The sequence below is a fragment of the Streptomyces spororaveus genome (assembly GCF_016755875.1).
GTDB lineage: Bacteria > Actinomycetota > Actinomycetes > Streptomycetales > Streptomycetaceae > Streptomyces > Streptomyces spororaveus.
This window is the reverse complement of sequence record NZ_BNED01000005.1, coordinates 2,073,093-2,091,462: the sequence shown is the minus strand read 5'-3', so window position 1 is coordinate 2,091,462 and position 18,370 is coordinate 2,073,093. Positions and strand designations below refer to the sequence as shown.

Annotated in this window: 13 protein-coding genes and 1 tRNA gene; 8 read left to right on the top strand and 6 right to left on the bottom strand. The window is 74.0% G+C overall.

Annotated elements, in window-relative coordinates:
* The first annotated feature begins 220 nt into the window (after positions 1-220).
* Together Sspor_RS12065 and Sspor_RS12060 are read left to right on the top strand one after the other, a co-directional pair.
* Positions 221-2,281, top strand: coding sequence for a phosphocholine-specific phospholipase C (locus Sspor_RS12065; protein WP_202199126.1), 2,061 nt, complete (start codon positions 221-223; stop codon positions 2,279-2,281).
* 184 nt (positions 2,282-2,465) lie between these two features.
* On the top strand, positions 2,466-3,221 hold the full coding sequence (locus Sspor_RS12060) for an alpha/beta fold hydrolase (RefSeq protein ID WP_202199125.1): 756 nt from the start codon (positions 2,466-2,468) through the stop codon (positions 3,219-3,221).
* 77 nt (positions 3,222-3,298) lie between these two features.
* Here Sspor_RS12060 and Sspor_RS12055 read toward each other — a convergent pair.
* Positions 3,299-3,371: transfer RNA gene (locus Sspor_RS12055), tRNA-His, on the bottom strand.
* Between the two features lie 236 nt (positions 3,372-3,607).
* On the opposite strand from Sspor_RS12055, the gene Sspor_RS12050 reads away from it, so the two are divergent.
* A complete protein-coding gene (locus Sspor_RS12050) occupies positions 3,608-4,732 on the top strand; it encodes an aminopeptidase P family protein (RefSeq protein ID WP_202199124.1) in 1,125 nt (374 codons plus the stop codon).
* Positions 4,733-4,735: 3 nt separating this feature from the next.
* Here the strand turns inward: Sspor_RS12050 and treZ are convergent, their stop codons facing one another.
* Entirely contained in the window at positions 4,736-6,481 is a 1,746-nt protein-coding gene (treZ, locus tag Sspor_RS12045) for a malto-oligosyltrehalose trehalohydrolase (RefSeq protein ID WP_202199123.1), read from the bottom strand.
* Between the two features lie 110 nt (positions 6,482-6,591).
* On the opposite strand from treZ, the gene Sspor_RS12040 reads away from it, so the two are divergent.
* The 3 genes from Sspor_RS12040 to Sspor_RS12030 all read left to right on the top strand — a co-directional run bounded on the left by Sspor_RS12040 (position 6,592) and on the right by Sspor_RS12030 (position 8,689).
* A complete protein-coding gene (locus Sspor_RS12040) occupies positions 6,592-7,155 on the top strand; it encodes an FHA domain-containing protein (protein WP_202199122.1) in 564 nt (187 codons plus the stop codon).
* A 49-nt stretch (positions 7,156-7,204) separates the two neighbouring features.
* Positions 7,205-7,717 carry a GNAT family N-acetyltransferase gene (locus Sspor_RS12035; protein ID WP_308445537.1) on the top strand — a complete coding sequence of 171 codons (513 nt, stop codon included), beginning with the start codon at positions 7,205-7,207 and terminating at the stop codon, positions 7,715-7,717.
* 114 nt (positions 7,718-7,831) lie between these two features.
* Complete coding sequence (locus Sspor_RS12030; protein WP_202199120.1) at positions 7,832-8,689, top strand: 2OG-Fe(II) oxygenase; 858 nt, start codon at positions 7,832-7,834, stop codon at positions 8,687-8,689.
* A gap of 6 nt (positions 8,690-8,695) precedes the next feature.
* Here the strand turns inward: Sspor_RS12030 and Sspor_RS12025 are convergent, their stop codons facing one another.
* Together Sspor_RS12025 and lpdA are read right to left on the bottom strand one after the other, a co-directional pair.
* Complete coding sequence (locus Sspor_RS12025; RefSeq protein WP_202199119.1) at positions 8,696-9,991, bottom strand: M14 family zinc carboxypeptidase; 1,296 nt, start codon at positions 9,989-9,991, stop codon at positions 8,696-8,698.
* A gap of 128 nt (positions 9,992-10,119) precedes the next feature.
* Entirely contained in the window at positions 10,120-11,532 is a 1,413-nt protein-coding gene (lpdA, locus tag Sspor_RS12020; RefSeq protein WP_202199118.1) for a dihydrolipoyl dehydrogenase, read from the bottom strand.
* Positions 11,533-11,615: 83 nt separating this feature from the next.
* On the opposite strand from lpdA, the gene Sspor_RS12015 reads away from it, so the two are divergent.
* Positions 11,616-12,536: a LysR family transcriptional regulator gene (locus Sspor_RS12015; RefSeq protein WP_202199117.1), complete on the top strand. Its 921-nt coding sequence runs from the start codon at positions 11,616-11,618 to the stop codon at positions 12,534-12,536.
* A gap of 26 nt (positions 12,537-12,562) precedes the next feature.
* On the opposite strand, the gene treY is transcribed toward Sspor_RS12015, so the two are convergent.
* Complete coding sequence (gene treY, locus Sspor_RS12010) at positions 12,563-14,833, bottom strand: malto-oligosyltrehalose synthase (RefSeq protein ID WP_202199116.1); 2,271 nt, start codon at positions 14,831-14,833, stop codon at positions 12,563-12,565.
* An 82-nt stretch (positions 14,834-14,915) separates the two neighbouring features.
* Here treY and Sspor_RS12005 point away from each other — a divergent pair, with 82 nt between their 5' ends.
* A complete protein-coding gene (locus tag Sspor_RS12005) occupies positions 14,916-16,247 on the top strand; it encodes an MFS transporter (protein ID WP_202199115.1) in 1,332 nt (443 codons plus the stop codon).
* Here the strand turns inward: Sspor_RS12005 and glgX are convergent.
* Positions 16,232-18,346 carry a glycogen debranching protein GlgX gene (gene glgX / locus Sspor_RS12000; protein WP_202199114.1) on the bottom strand — a complete coding sequence of 705 codons (2,115 nt, stop codon included), beginning with the start codon at positions 18,344-18,346 and terminating at the stop codon, positions 16,232-16,234. The two genes, Sspor_RS12005 and glgX, sit on opposite strands and share 16 nt — an antisense overlap.
* Between the last annotated feature and the right edge of the window lie 24 nt (positions 18,347-18,370).

Genomic DNA, 18,370 nt, shown 5'->3' with positions numbered 1-18,370 from the left:
TGCGCCCGAGTGGCCCGAAGAGGCGCTCTGTTGCGCGGCGGGGGATTCCCCGTACCCTCCCACGGGCGGCGACAGCGGCAGGCCGGAGAGTGTCCGGGAGCTCTTTCCGTTCTCCAGGTGTACGGCGCAGTGTCACGAAGTGATATCCGGCCGGTACCCCGGGACCGCTGTCCTTGGGGCGCCCCTCGACTCCCCCCTCACCCGCAGAGGTCGTCACCCCATGGCAGAACTCAACCGTCGCAGGTTCCTGCAGATAGCCGGTGGCACCGCCGCCCTCACGATGCTGAACGACAGCATCGCGCGGGCCGCCGCCATCTCGGCGCAGGGCACCACCGGAACGATCCAGGACATCGAGCACGTCGTCGTCCTGATGCAGGAGAACCGGTCCTTCGACCACTACTTCGGCGCGATGAAGGGTGTCCGGGGCTTCGGCGACCCGCGGCCGGTCCTCCAGGACAACGGCAAGCCGGTCTTCCACCAGTCGAACGGGACGAAGGACGTCCTCCCCTTCAACCCGCAGGTCCAGGACCTCGGGATGCAGTTCCTGGAAGGCCTCGACCACGACTGGGCCGGTGGCCACCAGGCCTACAACAACGGCAAGTACGACAAGTGGGTCCCGGCCAAGACGGCCACGACCATGTCGTACATGACCCGGAACGACATCCCGTTCCACTACGCCCTCGCCGACGCCTTCACGGTGTGCGACGCCTACCACTGCTCCTTCATCGGCGCCACGGACCCGAACCGCTACTACCTGTGGACGGGCCACACGGGCAACGACGGGGTGGGCGGCGGCCCGGTCCTCGGCAACCAGGAGGCCGGCTACGGCTGGAAGACCTACCCGGAGCGGCTTGAGTCCGCCGGGGTCTCGTGGAAGGTCTACCAGGACATCGGCGACGGTCTGAACGCGGCCGGCTCCTGGGGCTGGATCAACGACGCCTTCCGCGGCAACTACGGCGACAACTCGCTGCTCTACTTCAACAACTACCGCAACGCCCAGCCCGGCAGCGCCCTGTACGAGAAGGCCCGCACCGGCACGAACGTCAAGGCGGGCGACGGCTACTTCGACCGGCTGCGCGCGGACGTCGTGGGCGGCACCCTGCCCCAGGTCTCCTGGATCGCGGCCCCCGAGGCGTTCAGCGAGCACGCGAACTGGCCGACGAACTTCGGCGCCTGGTACATCTCGCAGGTCCTGGACGCGCTGACCGCGAACCCGGCGGTGTGGGCCAAGACCGCCCTCTTCATCACCTACGACGAGAACGACGGCTTCTTCGACCACGTGGTCCCGCCGTACCCGCCGGCCTCCTCGGCCTGGGGCCTGTCCACGGCCGACGTGTCGAAGGACCTCTACGCGGGCGGCGGCGGTTACGCGGCCGGACCGTACGGGCTCGGCCCGCGCGTCCCGATGATCGTGGTCTCCCCCTGGAGCAAGGGCGGCTACGTCTGCTCCGAGACCTTCGACCACACCTCGGTGATCCGCTTCATGGAGAAGCGCTTCGGGGTGCAGGAGCCCAACATCTCCCCGTGGCGCCGTGCCGTCTGCGGCGATCTGACGTCGGCCTTCGACTTCACCCGGTCCGACGCCGCGCCCGCCGCGCTCCCGTCCACGGCCGGGTACGTCCCGCCGGACAAGAACCGCCACCCCTCCTACCACCCGACCCCGCCGGCGACCGGCACGCTGCCCCGGCAGGAGGCCGGCGGCAAGCCGACCCGCGCGCTCGGCTACAGCCCTTACGTGGACGGCGCCCGCACCACCTCCACCGGCAAGTTCACCCTCACCTTCGCGTCCGGCCCGACCCTCGGCGCCCACTTCCACAGCACCTCGGGCAACCGCACGGACGGCCCCTGGCCCTACACGGTCGAGGCGGGCAAGACCCTCTCGGACACCTGGTCCACGAGCAGCTCCACCGGAAACCAGATCAACCTCACGGTGTGGGGTCCGAACGGTTTCCTGCGCACCTGGAAGGGCCCGGCGAAGAAGGCCGGCCCCGAGGCCACGGCCCGCCACCAGGCGGCCACCGGCAACCTGGCGCTGACCCTGACCAACACCGGGACGGCGGCCGTCAACCTCACGGTGACCAACGCCTACGGCGGCGCGGCCCAGACCCTCCGGGTGGCGGCCGGGGCGACGGTCTCCCACACGGTGGACCTCGCCGCGTCGTCCCGCTGGTACGACGTGAAGGTCGTCTCCGACGCCGACGCCACCTTCCTGCGCCGTTTCGCCGGACACGTGGAGACCGGCGCCGCGGGCGTCTCGGACCCGGCGATCAAGACCGTCTGATCCGGTCCTCCGGTGCGCGCAGCAGCCGCCGTCCCAGGACCGGGAGGTCCCAGGGACGGTGGCTGCGGGCGCGCCGCAGCAGGAGACCCCGTGCGGGCGCGGGGTCGGGTTCACGGTGTGATGGCGGATCCGGTGGGCAGACCTCCGGCGTCGGTTTCTTCGCCACGTCACCGAGGGAGAACACATGGCCATCGCCCACCGCAGGATCGGCACCGGACCCGTCCGCGTCATCGTGCTGCACGACTGGTTCGGCACCTCCGCGAACTGGGGCTCCGTACTGGACCACCTGGACCCCGAGGGCTTCAGCTACGTCTTCCTCGACTACCGCGGCTACGGCGACCGCCGCGACGTCCCCGGCCGCCACACCCTGGCCGAGATCGCCGACGACGTCCTCGAACTCGCCGACCAGCTCGGCTGGGACACCTTCTCCCTCCTCGGCCACTCCATGGGCGGCAAGGCGGCCCAGCAGGTCCTCGTCCGGGCCCCCGAGCGGGTGGAGAAGCTGATCGGGCTCGCCCCGGTTCCGGCCGCGCCCTACGCGATGGACGACGCGACCCACGCCCTCTTCCACGGCGCCGCCACCGACCCCGGCAAGCGCCACGTCATCCTCGACCTGGTCACCGGCAACCGTGCGAGCCGCCACTGGCTCGACCGGATGGTCGCCCACTCCCTCGCCGTCTCGCGTCCCGAGGCCTTCGCCGGCTACCTCGCGAGCTGGCAGCCGCTGGACCTGTCCGCCGCCGTGAAGGGCAACACCGTCCCGGTGCTCGTCCTCGTCGGGGAGTACGACCTCGCGATCACCCCGGATGTGATGCGCGACACCTGGCAGGCCTCGTACCCGGACTGCCGGATCGTGACGGTCCCGGGCTCCGGCCACTACCCGCCGCACGAGACCCCGGTGGCCTTCGTCACGGAGGTGGAGGCCTTCCTCCGGATCTAGCGACCCGGCCGGACCGGCCGGGCACACGAAAAATCCCGTGGGGCACGAGGAAACCTCGTGCCCCACGGGATCGAAAGGGTGAGTGACGGGACTTGAACCCGCGGCCACCTGGACCACAACCAGGTGCTCTACCAACTGAGCTACACCCACCACGAAGGGCGGTGGAACCGCCCGTTCGATGTGCAAGCACAGCATAGCCGATCAGAGGGGTGGTCCTGCGACGCGATATCGGCCTCCGGCCCGGACGACGGGGTGCGTGCCGCGCCGTCGCCGCAGGCCCGGGCCCGCCGGGAGGCGGGCCGCCGTACGGTACGGGGCTTCCCCCGCCGGGAGGCGACCGGCGTGGCCGCCGCCCTCGCCGCGCGGCTCACGGCAGGATCACCCGTATGACACGTGAACCCGCACCCTTCACGGCCGATGACTACGCCGCCCGGATGGCCGCAGCCGCCCAGACCGCCGCCGACGCGGGACTCGCCGGCCTTCTGATCGCCCCCGGCCCCGACCTCACGCACCTCACGGGATACCGGCCCACCGCCGAGACCGAGCGGCTGACCCTCCTCGTGCTGGCCGCCGGGCAGGACCCGGTGCTCATCGTGCCCGCGCTGGAGGCACCCGACGCGGAGCAGGCCCCGGGCGCCACCGCGCTGACCCTGCGGGACTGGGCCGACGGGAAGAACCCGTACGCCGTCACCGCCCCGCTGCTCGACTTCCGCGGGCGCTTCGGGGTGAGCGACAACACCTGGGCCCTGCACCTCCTCGGCCTGCAGCGGGAACTGCCGAACAGCTCCTACGCGCCGCTCACCGACTGCCTGCCCATGCTCCGCGCGGTCAAGGACGAGCGGGAGCTGGAGCGCCTCGCCGCGGCGGGGGCCGCCGCCGACGCCGCCTACGCACAGATCATCCACCTCCCCTTCGCCGACCGCCGGGAGACCGACGTGGCCGAGGACCTGGCCGGCCTGCTGCGCGCGCACGGCCACTCCCAGGTCGACTTCACCGTCGTCGGCTCCGGCCCCAACGGTGCCAACCCGCACCACGAGGCCGGCGACCGCGTGATCCGCCGCGGCGACATGGTGGTCCTCGACTTCGGCGGCCTGCGGTACGGCTACGGCTCCGACATCTCCCGTACCGTCCACGTCGGCGAGCCCACCGCCGAGGAGCAGCGGGTCCACGACATCGTCCGCGAGGCCCAGCAGGCCGGCGTGGCCGCGGTCCGGCCGGGGGTCTCCTGCCAGGACATCGACCGGGCCGCCCGCGCCGTGATCACCGAGTTCGGCTACGGGGACCGCTTCATCCACCGCACCGGCCACGGCATCGGCGTCACCACCCACGAGCCCCCGTACATGGTCGAGGGCGAGGAGCAGCCGCTGGTTCCCGGCATGTGCTTCTCCGTGGAGCCGGGCATCTACCTGCCGGGCCGGTTCGGCGTCCGCATCGAGGACATCGTGACCGTCACCGAGGACGGCGGGCGCCGCCTGAACAACGCCCCGCGGGAACTGGCCGTCGTGGAGTGAGCGTCACGGCGCCAGGACGACCGCCGTGTGACCCGGTACGTGGATCCGCCCGTCCGGACCCGGGTGCTCGACCGGCTCCCAGGCGGCCAGCACCCGTACCCCGTTGCGGCCCAGCGCGATCGTCACCGGGTCCGGGGAGAGGTTCACGGCGACCCGGACGTCGCCCCGCCGGAAGGTGAGCCAGCGACGCTCCTCGTCATGGGCGACCCGGACCGACGCCAGGTCCGGGTCGCGCAGGTCGTGATGGGTGCGCCGCAGCGCGATCAGGGTGCGGTACCAGTCCAGCAGGCGGGCGTGGCCGCCTTGTTCGGGCTCCGCCCAGTCCAGGCAGGAGCGGTCCCGGGTGGCCGGGTCCTGCGGGTCCGGGATCTCCTCGGCCTTCCAGCCGTGCGCCGCGAACTCCCGGCGGCGGCCGGACCGTACCGCCTCGGCCAGGCCCGGGTCCGGATGGTCGGTGAAGTACTGCCAGGGCGTCCTGGCCCCCCACTCCTCGCCCATGAACAGCATCGGCACGAACGGCCCGGTCAGGGCCACGGCCGCGGCGCACGCCAGCAGCCCGGGGGAGAGCGAGGCGGAGAGCCGGTCGCCGAGGGCCCGGTTGCCGATCTGGTCGTGGGTCTGGGTGTAGCCGAGGAAACGGTGGGCCGGGGTCCGGCGGTGGTCCACCGGACGGCCGTGGGTACGGCCGCGGAAGGCGGACCAGGTCCCGTCGTGGAAGAAGACCCGGGTCATGGTCTTGGCGAGGGCGGCGAGCGGAGCCGCGGCGAAGTCGGCGTAGTACGCCTGGGATTCGCCCGTGAGCGCGCAGTGCAGGGCGTGGTGGAAGTCGTCGTTCCACTGGGCGTGCAGGCCCAGGCCCCCGGTGGCGCGGGGGGCGGTGGTGCGCGGGTCGCAGCGGTCGGACTCGGCGATCAGGAACAGCGGGCGGCCGGTGTCCGCGGCCAGTTCGTCGACGGCCGCGGACAGTTCCTCCAGGAAGGTCAGCGCCCGGTCGTCGGCGAGCGCGTGCACGGCGTCGAGCCGCAGCCCGTCGATCCCGTAGTCGCGCAGCCAGGCCAGCGCGCTGCCGAGCAGGTAGGCGCGCACCTCGTCGGAGCCGGCCGCGTCCAGGTTCACCGCGGAGCCCCACGGGGTGTGGTGGGTGTCGGTGAAGTACGGGCCGAAGGCGGGCAGGTGGTTGCCGGACGGGCCCAGGTGGTTGTGGACCACGTCCAGCACCACGCCCAGCCCCGCCTCGTGCGCGGCGGCCGTGAAACGGGCCAGGCCGGCCGGGCCGCCGTACGGTTCGTGCACCGCCCAGGGCGCGACCCCGTCGTACCCCCAGCCGTGCCGGCCGGAGAACGGGCAGACCGGCATCAGCTCCACGTGCGTGACGCCGAGCGCGGTGAGGTGCCCGAGCCGGGCGGCGGCCGCGTCGAAGGTGCCCTCGGGGGTGAAGGTGCCGATGTGCAGCTCGTACAGGACCGCGTCCTGGAGCCGGGTGTGCGGCGCGGCCGCCGGCCGGGCGGAGAGCGCCTCCAGGTCGACCACCGCCGACAGGCCGTCGGGCCCGTCGGGCAGCCGCCGCCCGCGCGGGTCCGGCCGCGGGCCGTCGCCGTCGAGCAGGAATCCGTAGCGGCTCCCGTCGGCGGCCGGGGCCTCGGCGGTCCACCAGCCGTCCCGGTCCGGGTCGCGTGCCATGTCGTACGTCGCCCCGTCGAGCAGCATGGCGACGTGACCTGTCAGTGGTGCCCACACCTCGAACTGCACGGACGGTCCCCTCGTCGTCGGCGGTGCCCTGCATGCGTATCGTGCCCATCATTCCGGGCGTGGCGGGGGAGTTCTGGACACTCCGGCCCCGACGGGCCGACAATCACCCTGTGACGTCCAGTTTCGAGATTCCCGCCTTCCCCGCGCCGCGGCTGTCCGACGCCGAGCGCGACCGGGCGCTGGGCCAGCTCAGGGAGGGCGCGGCCCTCGGGAAGCTGTCCCACGACACCTTCCTGCGCCGTATGGAACTCGCCCTGGTCGCCCGCCGCTCCGAGGACCTCGCCGTGCTCACGGCAGACCTCCAGTCCCGGGAGGCGGCCGAAAGCCCTTGGACCCGTCGGCTGTTCGGCTGGGTCGGCCGGGTCTCGGCCGTGTCCGTCGGGGTCCGGCGTGCCTGGGCCGCCGAGCGGCTGCCCAAGCTGCTGCTGCCGTACCCGAGCGCGGCGGTCCTCCGGATCGGCCGCGATCCCGGCAACGGGCTGCGGCTCAGCCACGAGACGGTCTCCCGGGCGCACGCGGAGCTCAGCCTGCGCGACGGGGTGTGGGTCCTCAAGGACCTCGGCTCCACCAACGGGACCACGGTCAACGGACACCGGGTGACCGGCTCCGCGGTGGTCCGTGACGGAGACCAGGTCAGCTTCGGGAACATGACCTTCCGGCTCTCGTCGAGCTGAGGGCGCCCCGCCGGTCCGCCGCCGGGGGCGGGCACGCAGGATGGCGGGCATGGAACACACCTCCGTCATCCGCCGCGCACGCGTCGGGGACCTGCCCCGGCTGGTCGAACTCGTCCACGAGCACGTGGCGTACGAGAAATCCGCGCCGCGCCCGCCGGACCTCGCCGAGCGGCTCGGCCCGCGGCTGTTCGCCGAGGACGCCCGCCTGTGGGTGCTGCTCGCCTGCGCCCCGGACGGCACGGTCGTCGGATACGCCGCCTGCTCGGCCGAGTTCTCCTTCTGGGACGCCCGGCACTACCTGCACATGGACGGCCTCTACCTGGCGGAGGAGGCCCGCGGCCACGGCCTCGGCGCCGCGCTGATGGACGGCGTGCGGGAACTGGCGCGTGAGCGTGGCCTCGGCGAGGTCCAGTGGCAGACCCCGGACTGGAACGAGGGCGCGATCCGCTTCTACGACCGGCTCGGAGCCGCCGGACGACCCAAGCGCCGCTACGCCCTCGCGGTGGAGCCGGTTCGGCCCGAGGGCGGTACACCCCCCGGACCCGGTTCCGTTTCCCGCTGACCGTGTCGCCGGCCGTGGCCCCTCGCACGGTCGGCGCGGGCGTGCGGGGCGCACTCCTGTGCGCCCCTTCGTGCTCCTTCGGCGCGGGCGGCCGCCGTCGTACGGTTCCGGGCTATGAGCGGATACACGATGGAACCGGCCACGCCGATGGAAATCAGCCCCCGCGTACTGCCGCCCTCCGACCAGTGGTCCCCCGCGCTCGCGGTACCGGCACCGGTCTGCCGTTTCGAGAACTTCCTGGGGGCGGAGCGCGCCGCCGCCCTGCTGGAGTACGCGATATCGCGGGAGGACGACTTCACGGCGGGGACCGTCCTCGACCCCCTGACCGGACAGGTGTCCCGCAAGGGGCGGGACTCGCTGGTCCTTCCCGTGACCAGCCGGGTGTTCAGCGCACACCTGGCCGACTGCCTGCCGCTCGTCCAGGAGGTCCTCGGCCACCGGGCCCCACTCGCGCAGTCGTTGACCGTCCTGACGGCGCACGGGGAAGGCGGCCACTTCGGCGTCCACACGGACGCCTCACGTGTCCGGGACGTGAGCACGGCCCTGTCCGCGGTGTACTACCTGCACCGCCGCCCCCGCGGCTTCGGCGGTGGCCAACTCCGCCTGTACGACACCGCGGTGGTCGACGGCAGGGCGCGGCCGGGGGAGTCCTACCGCGAGATCGAGCCCGAGCACGACACCATCGCCTTCTTCCCGTCCGGCGCCTTCCACGAGGTCGTGCCGTCCACGTGTCCGAGCGGTCGGTTCCCGGACCACCGGTTCACCCTCACGACGTGGATCTCCGGCGCGGAGCCGGCCCCGGGCCCGGACGCGCGCCGGCCGTACGTCTGGCAGTGGCTGGCGGACGCGGCCGAAGGCAGCCGCCCCCTCCACGACGCCGAGGAGGACCACGACGGAGCCAGGCCGGTGGCCCTGCCGCCGCCCGGCCCCGACACCCGCCTGGGGCCGGCCGTGATCCGCCGGACCCCCTGACCCCGCTCAGCCCGGCCGCCCCGCCGCGACGAGGCGGTCGTAGGCGGCCAGGACGGTCCGGGACTGGTGTTCCACCTGGGTGGCCACCGGGACCCAGCGGGCCCCGAAGCGGGCCGCGAAGTCGTCGCACCACCCGGTGACCAGCCGGTCCAGGCCGGGCGCCGCCGGGTGCCCCTGGGCGCGCAGCACCCGCAGGAGCATCGCGGCGGCGCGCAGCGACAGCCGCCGTCCGAAGGCGTCGATGCTGGCGACGTGCGCGGCCGTGGCCTCCGCGGGAGCCCCGGCCGTCCACGCGGCGGCGACCCGGGGGATCAGCGCGAGCGTCCAGTCCACCGCGCGCAGCAGCGGTGCCGCGGCCGGGTCGCCGTACGGCGGCGGGCCCGGCCGTACGGCGCCGCCGTCGCGCACCGCGGCGACCAGCGCGGCGTCCGCGGTGAGCCGTTCGGCCAGCATCCGCAGGGCGCCGCGCGGGTCCGGGTGCGGGGCCGGATCGTCCACCAGGTCGGAGGCCCACATGGGGACTTCGACGATGGCGGTCGTACCGGCGTAGCGGTGGGCGTGGTACCAGGTGCTCAGCCGGGTGTCCTCCGGGTGGAAGGCCCCGGCGGCCTCGCTGCCCGGCTGCGGGATCACGAAGATCCCGGGTCCGGGGGAGGGCCAGCCGGCCGCGTCCGAGGCCCCGTTCTCCACCGGGATCCGCAGCTCGGCGGCCGATGTGGCGAACGGCTCGGCGAGGCCCGGTATGTCCCGGGTGAGCTGTACCCAGGTGCCGCCGAGATCGGTGGCGTGCAACGAGACCTGCAGCACGGGCCGCAGCTCGTCGATGAGCGCCGTCAGGGCCAGGGTCTCGGGCGGCAGCCGGTCCGGAGGCAGTAAGGACGGGGCCCACTCGGGCTGTTCGGGGCCGGGCGGCCGGAAGAAGTTCCGGTGGTAGTCCAGCAGTGAGTCCGGGCGGGGCGTGCGGTGCAGGTTCGCGCCGTCCGGGTCGGCGCAGAGCAGGAAGTGCCAGCCGCAGCCGGCCCGCGGCGCCGGGTCGTCGAGGACGCGCCGGGCGAGGGAGAGGGCGGTGGCGCCGCCGACGGGCTCGTTGGCGTGCGCGCCGGCGACGACGAGGACGTTGCGGCCGGCCCCGCGCGGGGTGCCGCCCGTCGCGGCGACGGACAGTACCCACAGCGGCTGCCCGGCCCGGGACGCGCCGGCCTGGCGGAGGCGGACCTCGCCGGGGTGTTCGTCCGCCAGAGCGCGGCCGGCGAGCCCGAGTTCCCGCGGTGTGGGGTAGCACATGTCACGGAGGAGAGTCACAAGGGATGCCATGCCCGCGGGGCCCGCCGCCTACTGCTCCGCGGGCTCCGCAGTTCCCCCGATCCGCGAGAAAACCCCTGGCCAAGGCCTGCGGCCGCGACCGCTGCCACGGCGTTCCGGCGGCCGGGCTACTGCTGGTGCAGCCCGCGGCCCGCCAGACTGAGGAAGGCCTCCCCGACCGCCTCCGACAGCGTCGGGTGGGCGTGGACGTGCCGTGCCACATCGCCCGGCTCGGCGTCCCAGCCCACGATCAGCTGGCTCTCCGCGATCATCTCCGAGACGTGCGGCCCCACCAGGTGCACACCGAGCACCCGCCCGTCCCGCTCCGCGACCACCTTCACCGTGCCGCCCTGCCCGTGCACCATGCCCTTGGCCACGGCCGTCAGCGGCATGGTGTTCACCACCACGTCGTACGCCTCCTCGCGCGCCTGCGCCTCGGTCAGTCCGACGGCCGCGGTCTGCGGGGCCGAGTACGTCACCCGCGGCACCGCCGCGTAGTCCACGGGCGCGCTCGCCACCCCGGCCAGGGTCTCCGCCACCAGCAGGCCCTCCGCGAAGGAGGCGTGCGCCAGCCCGAGCGAGGGCGGCGGCAGCAGGTCGCCCACCACGTGGATCCCCGGGACGGCGGTCTCCAGCCGGGACCAGTCGGCCGGGGCCACGAACCCCCGCTCGTCGGTGGCCAGTCCGGCCGCCGCGAGGTCCAGGCCGTCGGTCACGGGGACCCGCCCGACCGCCACCAGCAGGCGTTCCGCCCCGATCTCCCGCAGCTCCCCGCGGGCCGTGCGCACGGTGGCCCGCACACCCCCGGAGGCGAGCCGCTCGGCCCCCTCCAGCCGGGCCCCGGTCTGCACGTCGATCCCGCGCTTCTTCAGCCCGCGCGCCAGATGCCGGGACACGTCCGCGTCCTCCAGCGGCACCAGCCGGTCCGCCGCCTCGACCAGGGTCACCGCGGCGCCCATGGAACGGTGGAAGGACGCGTACTCCACCCCGATGGCCCCGCCGCCCAGCACCAGCACCGAAGCCGGCAGACCGGGGGCGAACAGCGCGTCGTCACTGGTCACCACCGTGCTGCCGTCGGGCTCCAGGCCGGGCAGGGTGCGCGGCCGGGACCCGGTGGCCAGCACGATCCCCCGGGCGGCGGAGAACTCCCGCCCGTCCCCGGTCCGTACCGTGCGCGGCCCCGTCAACCGGGCTCCGCTGCGGACCACCCGTACGCCGGCGTGCTCCAAGTGCCCTTCCACACCCTTGTGGTTGCGGGAGACGATGTCGTCCCGGGTGGCGGTCAGGGCCGACCAGTCCACCGACTCCACGCTCGCCCGGACCCCCCAGCGTTCGCGCGCCTCGGCTATGCCGTCCACGAGTTCCGCCGCGTGCAGCATGGCCTTGCTGGGGATGCAGCCCCGGTGCAGGCAGGTTCCGCCGACCTTGTCGCGTTCCGCGAGCAGGACGCTCAGGCCCAGCGCCGAGGCGCGCAGGGCGGTGCTGTAGCCGCCCGTGCCGCCGCCGATCACGATCACATCCACTGTGCTGTCGTTGGTCATGACACCAGCCTCCACCGCCCGGCGGACCGGGTCCAAGGAAATGATCTTCTGAAGGTCATGAAGGATCTTTATGCTTCGCGGTCATGAGCCTGCGTCAAATGGAGTACTTCCTGGCCGTCGTGGAGGAGTCCTCCTTCACCCGCGCCGCCGACGGCCTGCACGTCACGCAGCCCGCGCTGTCGCACCAGGTCAAGGCCCTGGAGCGGTCGGTGGGCGGCGCGCTGCTGGAGCGGATGCCCCGCGGGGTCCGGCTCACCCCCATGGGCCGCGCCTTCCTCCCGCACGCGCAACTCGCCGTCCGCAGCGCCCGCCAGGCCGAGCGCGCCGCCCGCGCCGCCGCCGGGGTGACCGGCGGGGAACTGCACATCGCCACCGTGCACGCGCTGGCCGTCGGCCTGCTCCCGGGGGTCGCCGCCCGCTGGCGGTCCCTGCACCCGGGGGTGTCCCTGGTGCTGCGGGAGTACGGCGCCACGGAGGCGCTGGAGGAGCAGCTGGAACGCGGCGTCGCCGACCTCGCGGTGGGCCCCGAGCCCGCGGGCTGGGCGGGGCCGCTGCTGCGGATCGGCCGGGAGGAGCTGGTCATCGTCGTCCCCTTCGACGATCCGCTGGCCGGCCGTGCGGCCGTGGGCCTCGCCGAACTCGCCCACCGCGACTGGATCCGGTGCGCGATGGAACCTCTGGTCGACGGTGTCCTCGTCCTCGACCGGGCCTGCGGGGCACTCGGTTTCACCCCGCACACGGTGCTGCGCACGGAGCACACCTCCACGGCCGTCCGGATGGCGGCCGCCGGGGTGGGCGTCGTCATGGCCCCGGCCCACATGGTCCGCGGCGCCGTCGGCGAGGACTGCGTACTGCTCTCCCTCGACCCGCCGTGGCACCGGCCCCTGGCGGTGTTCTCCCGGGTCCCGCTGACCGGGGCCGCGGCCGCCTTCGCGGAGCTGGTCGGAGCCCGGGCCGAGCGGGGCCAGGGCGGGGTACCGGAGCCGGGCCCGCCACCCCGCTGAGTGGCGTACCGGCGCGGCCCGCCGGATCAGCGGCGCAGCCAGACACCCACCGGGTGGCCGTCCAGCAGGGCGGCCACCTCGGCGGAACCGCTGTGCGGCACGGCGGGCTCCGCCCCCGGGGAGAAGGGGGCCAGGCGGGTCCAGGTGCCGGGGGGCAGCGGCAGCCGGGTGTCCCGCCAGCCGCCCGACGCGGCCAGCCGGTGGGACAGCCGGGTGGCCGCCACCAGCAGCCCGGGGCCCCGGGTGAACGCCAGCAGGTGGTCGGCGGCCGGACCCCGGGCCAGGACGGGCGCGTACCCCCGGAACAGCTCGGGCCGGTCCCGGCGCAGCCGCAGCAGCCCGGCCGTGAGCCCCAGCTTCTCCTCGGCGGGATCCTCGGGCGCCGCCCCCGCGTCCAGCCGGGCCAGTGTGCGGCGGGGGAAGCGGGCCGGGCGCCGGTTGTCGGGGTCCACCAGGGCCCGGTACTCCGTCTCGGCGCCCTGGTAGACCTCCGGGACCCCCGGCATCGCCAGGTGCAGCAGGGTCATGCCGAGGAGGTTCGCCCGCGCCGCCCCGGCCAGCTCCGCCGGGAGGTCGAGCGGGGCCCGGACGTACCCGGCCACTCCCGCCTCGTACTCCTCGTCCGGCTCGGTCCAGCTGGTGCGCAGGGCCGCCTCGCGCACCGCCTTGAGCAGGGCGTCGGCCAGCCGGGGCCCGGCCCCGGGGACCGGGCCGAGGCCCAGCGAGGTCTGCCGGGCCACCCAGGCCAGCTGGGGGTCGGGCCCCCCGGGGCGGCCCATCAGCTCCGGCGCCTGGGACAGCACCGAGATCCGGGCCCGCACGTCCGCGCTGCGCTTGGTGTCGTGCGTGGACAGGACGGTCCCGGCCGCGGGCCACTCCCGGGCCAGGTCCGCGCAGTACGCGTGGAACTCCGCGGCCGACACCGCCGGCCGCCCCGGCTCCCCGCCGACCTCGGTGGCCGACAGCAGCGGGGCGTACCGGTAGAAGGCCCGGTCCTCCAGGGACTTGGCGCGCAGGGCCGCCGAGGTCTGGGCGAAGCGGGCCGCGAAGGCCGGATCCCGCAGCAGCAGGTCCCGTACGGCGGCCACCGCGTCCGGACCGGCCGCCGCGGCCGCCTGCTCCACGGCGCGGGGCGGCAGGTCGCTCTCGCCGGGGTAGGGCCGGTAGACGGGGAAGGCGATCAGCAACTCGGCGACGGCGCCGGCGAGTTCCGGTCCCGCCTGCCGTTCCAGCGCCCCCAGCTCGGCGGCCAGGTCACCGGTCAGCACCTCCCGGGCCGAGGCCCGGGCCGCCTCCGGCCACCGCGGCAGCCCGGTGCTCTCCCCGTACCGGGCCGCCAGCTCCGCGGCGCCCTCGGGGTCGGTGAACACCCCGTCCACCCGGTGCAGGGCGTCGTAGCCGGTGGTCCCCGCCACCGGCCAGGCGGACGGCAGCCGCTCCTCGCGGGCCAGGATCTTCTCGACCACCACCCAGCAGCCGTCGCCCGCCGCCGCCCGCAGCCGCCGCAGGTACTCCTCAGGGTCCGCCAGGCCGTCCACGTGGTCGATCCGCAGCCCCTCCGCGACGCCGTCCCGGACCAGCTCCAGCACCTTCGCGTGGGTGGCCGTGAACACCTCCGGGTCCTCCACCCGGATCCCGATCAGCTCAGAAATGGTGAAGAAGCGGCGGTAGTTGAGCGAGGTGCGGGCCTCGCGCCACCAGGCCGGCCGGTACCACTGCGCGGCGAGCAGCTCGGGCAGCGCCAGCCCCGAGGTGCCCTCCCGCAGCGGGAACTGCTGCTCCCCGTAGTGCAGCACCCCGCCGTCGGCCCGCAGCTCGCACTCCTCCGCCGGCCCGGCGAGCACCGGCAGCAGCACCTGGCCGCCGCCCGCCTCCCAGTCGATGTCGAACCAGCGGGCGTACGGCGAGGCGGGGCCCTCCCGCAGGACCTCCCACAGGGGCCGGTTCAGCCGCAGCGGGGTCGGCACCGCCATGTGGTTGGGCACGATGTCGAGGACCAGTCCGAGCCCGTGCGCCCGGGCGGCCGCGGCCAGGGCCCGCAGGCCCGGCTCACCGCCGAGCTCGGCCCGCACGCGGGAGTGGTCGGTGACGTCGTAGCCGTGCGTCGAGCCGGGCACCGCCTCCAGGACCGGGGAGAGGTGCAGGTGCGACACGCCGAGGGAGGCGATGTACGGGACGGCTGCCTCGGCCGCCGCGAAGGGGAACTCGGGGCGCAGCTGGAGGCGGTAGGTCGACGTCGGAGTGACTACGGTCGGAACGTCAGATTCCGATTCGGGGGTCGCGTGCGGCTGGCTCATGAGAACGTACGTACCCAACCTGCCGGATTCCGTGCCATTACCCAATGCATCCGAGTGACTGCGCCGGGTTAATGTCGATCAAGTGGTTGGAACCGTCAACACTTATCGAAAAGTCATCGCCCTGACCGGGCCCCTACTTCCGCTCGTCTCTTTCCTCGCCCGACTGCCCGTCGCGATGTCCCAGTTCGGCAGCTTCCTGCTGGTCGCCCAGACCAGCGGCTCCCTCGCCGTCGCGGGCACGGTCGGCGGCACCCTGTCCATCGGGCAGGTCCTCTTCGGACCCGTCCTCGGCTGGCTCGCCGACCGCCACGGGCAGCGCCGCGTCGTCCTGGCCGCGGCCGCCGTCAACGCCGTGGCCACGGCCGCCCTGGTCGCCGGGGCGCTCACGCACCTGGCCACCGTCCCGCTCGCCGCGATCGGCGCCCTCACCGGCGCCTCCGTACCGCTGATCGGACCGCTCGCCCGGACGCGCTCGGTGGCCCTGGCCCACCGGGCCGGGTCCGACGAGAGCGTCGTCGGCGCCGTCCACGCGCTCGAAGGCACCCTGGACGAGGTCTCCTTCGTCTTCGGACCCGCCCTGGTCGGACTCGCCGCGCTCCTCGCGCACCCGGCCGTCGCCCTCGCCGGCGCGGCCGGCCTCGTCGCCGTCTTCGGCACCGTGTACGCGCTGCACCCGACCGCCGCCGTCACGGCCGGGTCCCCCGCGTCGGACCGGGCCCCGGGCACCCGGGTCCGGCCGCCCGGGGTGGTCCGCGCCGTACGCTGCTCACTCGCCCTCCAGGGCGCGATGTTCGGCGCCTGCCAGGCGGGCATCACCGCGCTCACCATCCGGCTCGGGGTCCCGGACCAGGCCGCCGTCGTCTACTCCGCCATGGGCGTCGTCAGCGCGGTCGTCGGCATCTCCCTCGGCGCGCTGCCCGCCCGGTTCGGGCTGCGGCTGCGCTGGCGCGTGGCGACCGGTGCGGCCCTCGTGCTCTCGGCGCCCCTGCTCGTCACCGACGGACTGTGGCCGCTGTACGCCGTCGTCACCGTGCTGGGCGCCGCCTACGCACCCCACCTGATCACCGCGTTCGCGCTCACCGAGCGGGCCGTGGAACCGGCCCGGCTCTCCACCTCGATGGCCTTCGCCGCCAGCTGCCTGGTGGCCGGGCAGGCCGCGGCCCTCGTCGTCTGCGGGCGCCTCGCCGAGACCTACGGCCCCGCCGGGGCCTTCGCCGTGGCCGTCGGCGCGGCCGCCCTCTGCCTGCTCCTCGCCCTCGTCACCGAGGTGCCCGCCGCCCGGACGCACACCGCCGGGGCGAGCGCCACCGACGTGAGCACCGCCGAGGTGAGCGCCGCCGAGGTGAGCGTTCCGGGCCCGCCGGCCGGCTCCTCCCCGGCGCCGGACGGGAGCGCCGCCTACGCCGGGCGCTGAAGCACCACCAGAGACCGCCCCGTCAGCGCCACCCGGTCGCCCGCCGCGTACTGCGGCCCGGTGCCGGGTGGCTGTACGTCCGCCCGCGCCGTGTCCACCACCAGCCGCCACTGCGCGCCGTGCCCCGCCGGAACCGTGAAGTCCTGCGGTTCCGCGCCCGCGTTGAACATCAGCAGGAACGAGTCGTCGGTGATCCGCTCCCCGCGGGTGCCCGGCTCGGAGATCGCCTCCCCGTTGAGGAAGACGGTCAGCGCCCGCGCGTGCTGCGCCTGCCAGTCCCGGGCCCGCATCTCCTCCCCGTGCGGGGTGAACCACGCGATGTCGGAGAGCTCGTCGTGCGTGCCCTCCACCGGCCGCCCGTGGAAGAACCGGCGCCGCCGGAAGACCGGGTGGTCGCGGCGCAGCCACACCATCCGCCGGGTGAACTCCAGCAGCGACGGGGCCGGCTTGCCCGGCTCGGGCCAGCGCACCCACGACAGTTCGTTGTCCTGGCAGTAGGCGTTGTTGTTCCCCTGCTGGGTCCGGCCGAACTCGTCGCCGTGGCTGAGCATCGGCACCCCCTGGGACAGCATCAGGGTGGCCGTGAAATTGCGCATCTGGCGTTCGCGCAGCTCCAGGATCTCCGGATCCTCCGTGGGTCCCTCCACACCGCAGTTCCAGGAGCGGTTGTGGGTCTCGCCGTCCCGATTGCCCTCCCGGTTGGCCTCGTTGTGCTTCTCGTCGTAGGACACCAGGTCGTTCAGGGTGAAACCGTCGTGGCAGGTGGTGAAGTTGATCGACGCCAGCGGGCGCCGCCCGTCGTCCTGGTAGAGGTCCGAGGAGCCCGTCAGGCGCCCCGCGAACTCCGCGAGCGTGCGCGGCTGCCCGCGCCACAGGTCCCGTACGGTGTCCCGGTACTTGCCGTTCCACTCGGTCCACAGCGGTGGGAAGTTGCCCACCTGGTAGCCGCCCTCACCCAGGTCCCAGGGCTCCGCGATCAGCTTCACCTGGCTGACCACCGGATCCTGCTGGACCAGGTCGAAGAACGAGGACAGCCGGTCCACCTCGTGGAACTGGCGGGCCAGCGTCGCCGCCAGGTCGAAGCGGAACCCGTCCACATGCATCTCGGTGACCCAGTAGCGCAGCGAGTCCATGATCAGCTGGAGCACGTGCGGGGAGCGCATCAGCAGCGAGTTCCCGGTGCCGGTGGTGTCCGTGTAGTGCCGCGGATCGTCCGCCAGCCGGTAGTACGAGGCGTTGTCCAGTCCCCGGAAGGACAGCGTCGGGCCCAGGTGGTTCCCCTCCGCGGTGTGGTTGTAGACCACGTCGAGGATCACCTCGATACCGGCCTCGTGCAGCGCCCGGACCGCCGACTTGAACTCCAGCACCTGCTGGCCGCGGTCGCCCGACGCGTAGCCGTTGTGCGGGGCGAAGAATCCGATGGTGTTGTAACCCCAGTAATTGCTCAGCCCGTCGTTGACCAGACGGTGGTCGTTGACGAACTGGTGCACCGGCATCAGCTCCAGCGCCGTCACCCCGAGCTTGGCGAGGTGGCCGATGACCGCCGGGTGCGCCAGCGCCCCGTAGGTGCCGCGCAGCTCCTCGGGGAGGTCCGGATGGTGCATCGTCAGACCCTTGACGTGCGCCTCGTACAGCACCGTGTGGTGGTACTCGTGGCGCGGCGGCCGGTCGTTGGCCCAGTCGAAGTACGGGTTCACCACCACCGAGCTCATCGTGTGCGGGGCGGAGTCGAGGTCGTTGCGCGAGTCCGGCCGGCCGAAGTGGTAGCCGTACACCGCCTCGTTCCAGCTGACCCGGCCGCTGACGGCCCGGGCGTACGGGTCCAGCAGCAGCTTCGCCGCGTTGCAGCGCCGCCCGCGCTCGGGCTCGTACGGTCCGTGCACGCGGAACCCGTAGCGCTGGCCCGGCATGACGCCGGGCAGGTACGCGTGGCGGACGAAGGCGTCCGTCTCGCGCAGCTCCACGGCGGATTCCGACCCGTCGTCGTGCAGGAGGCACAGCTCGATGCGTCGGGCGGCCTCCGAGTAGACCGCGAAGTTGGTGCCGGCGCCGTCGTACGTGGCACCCAGCGGATACGCCTGTCCCGGCCAGACCTGCATAGATAACGACTCTTCCCTCATTGC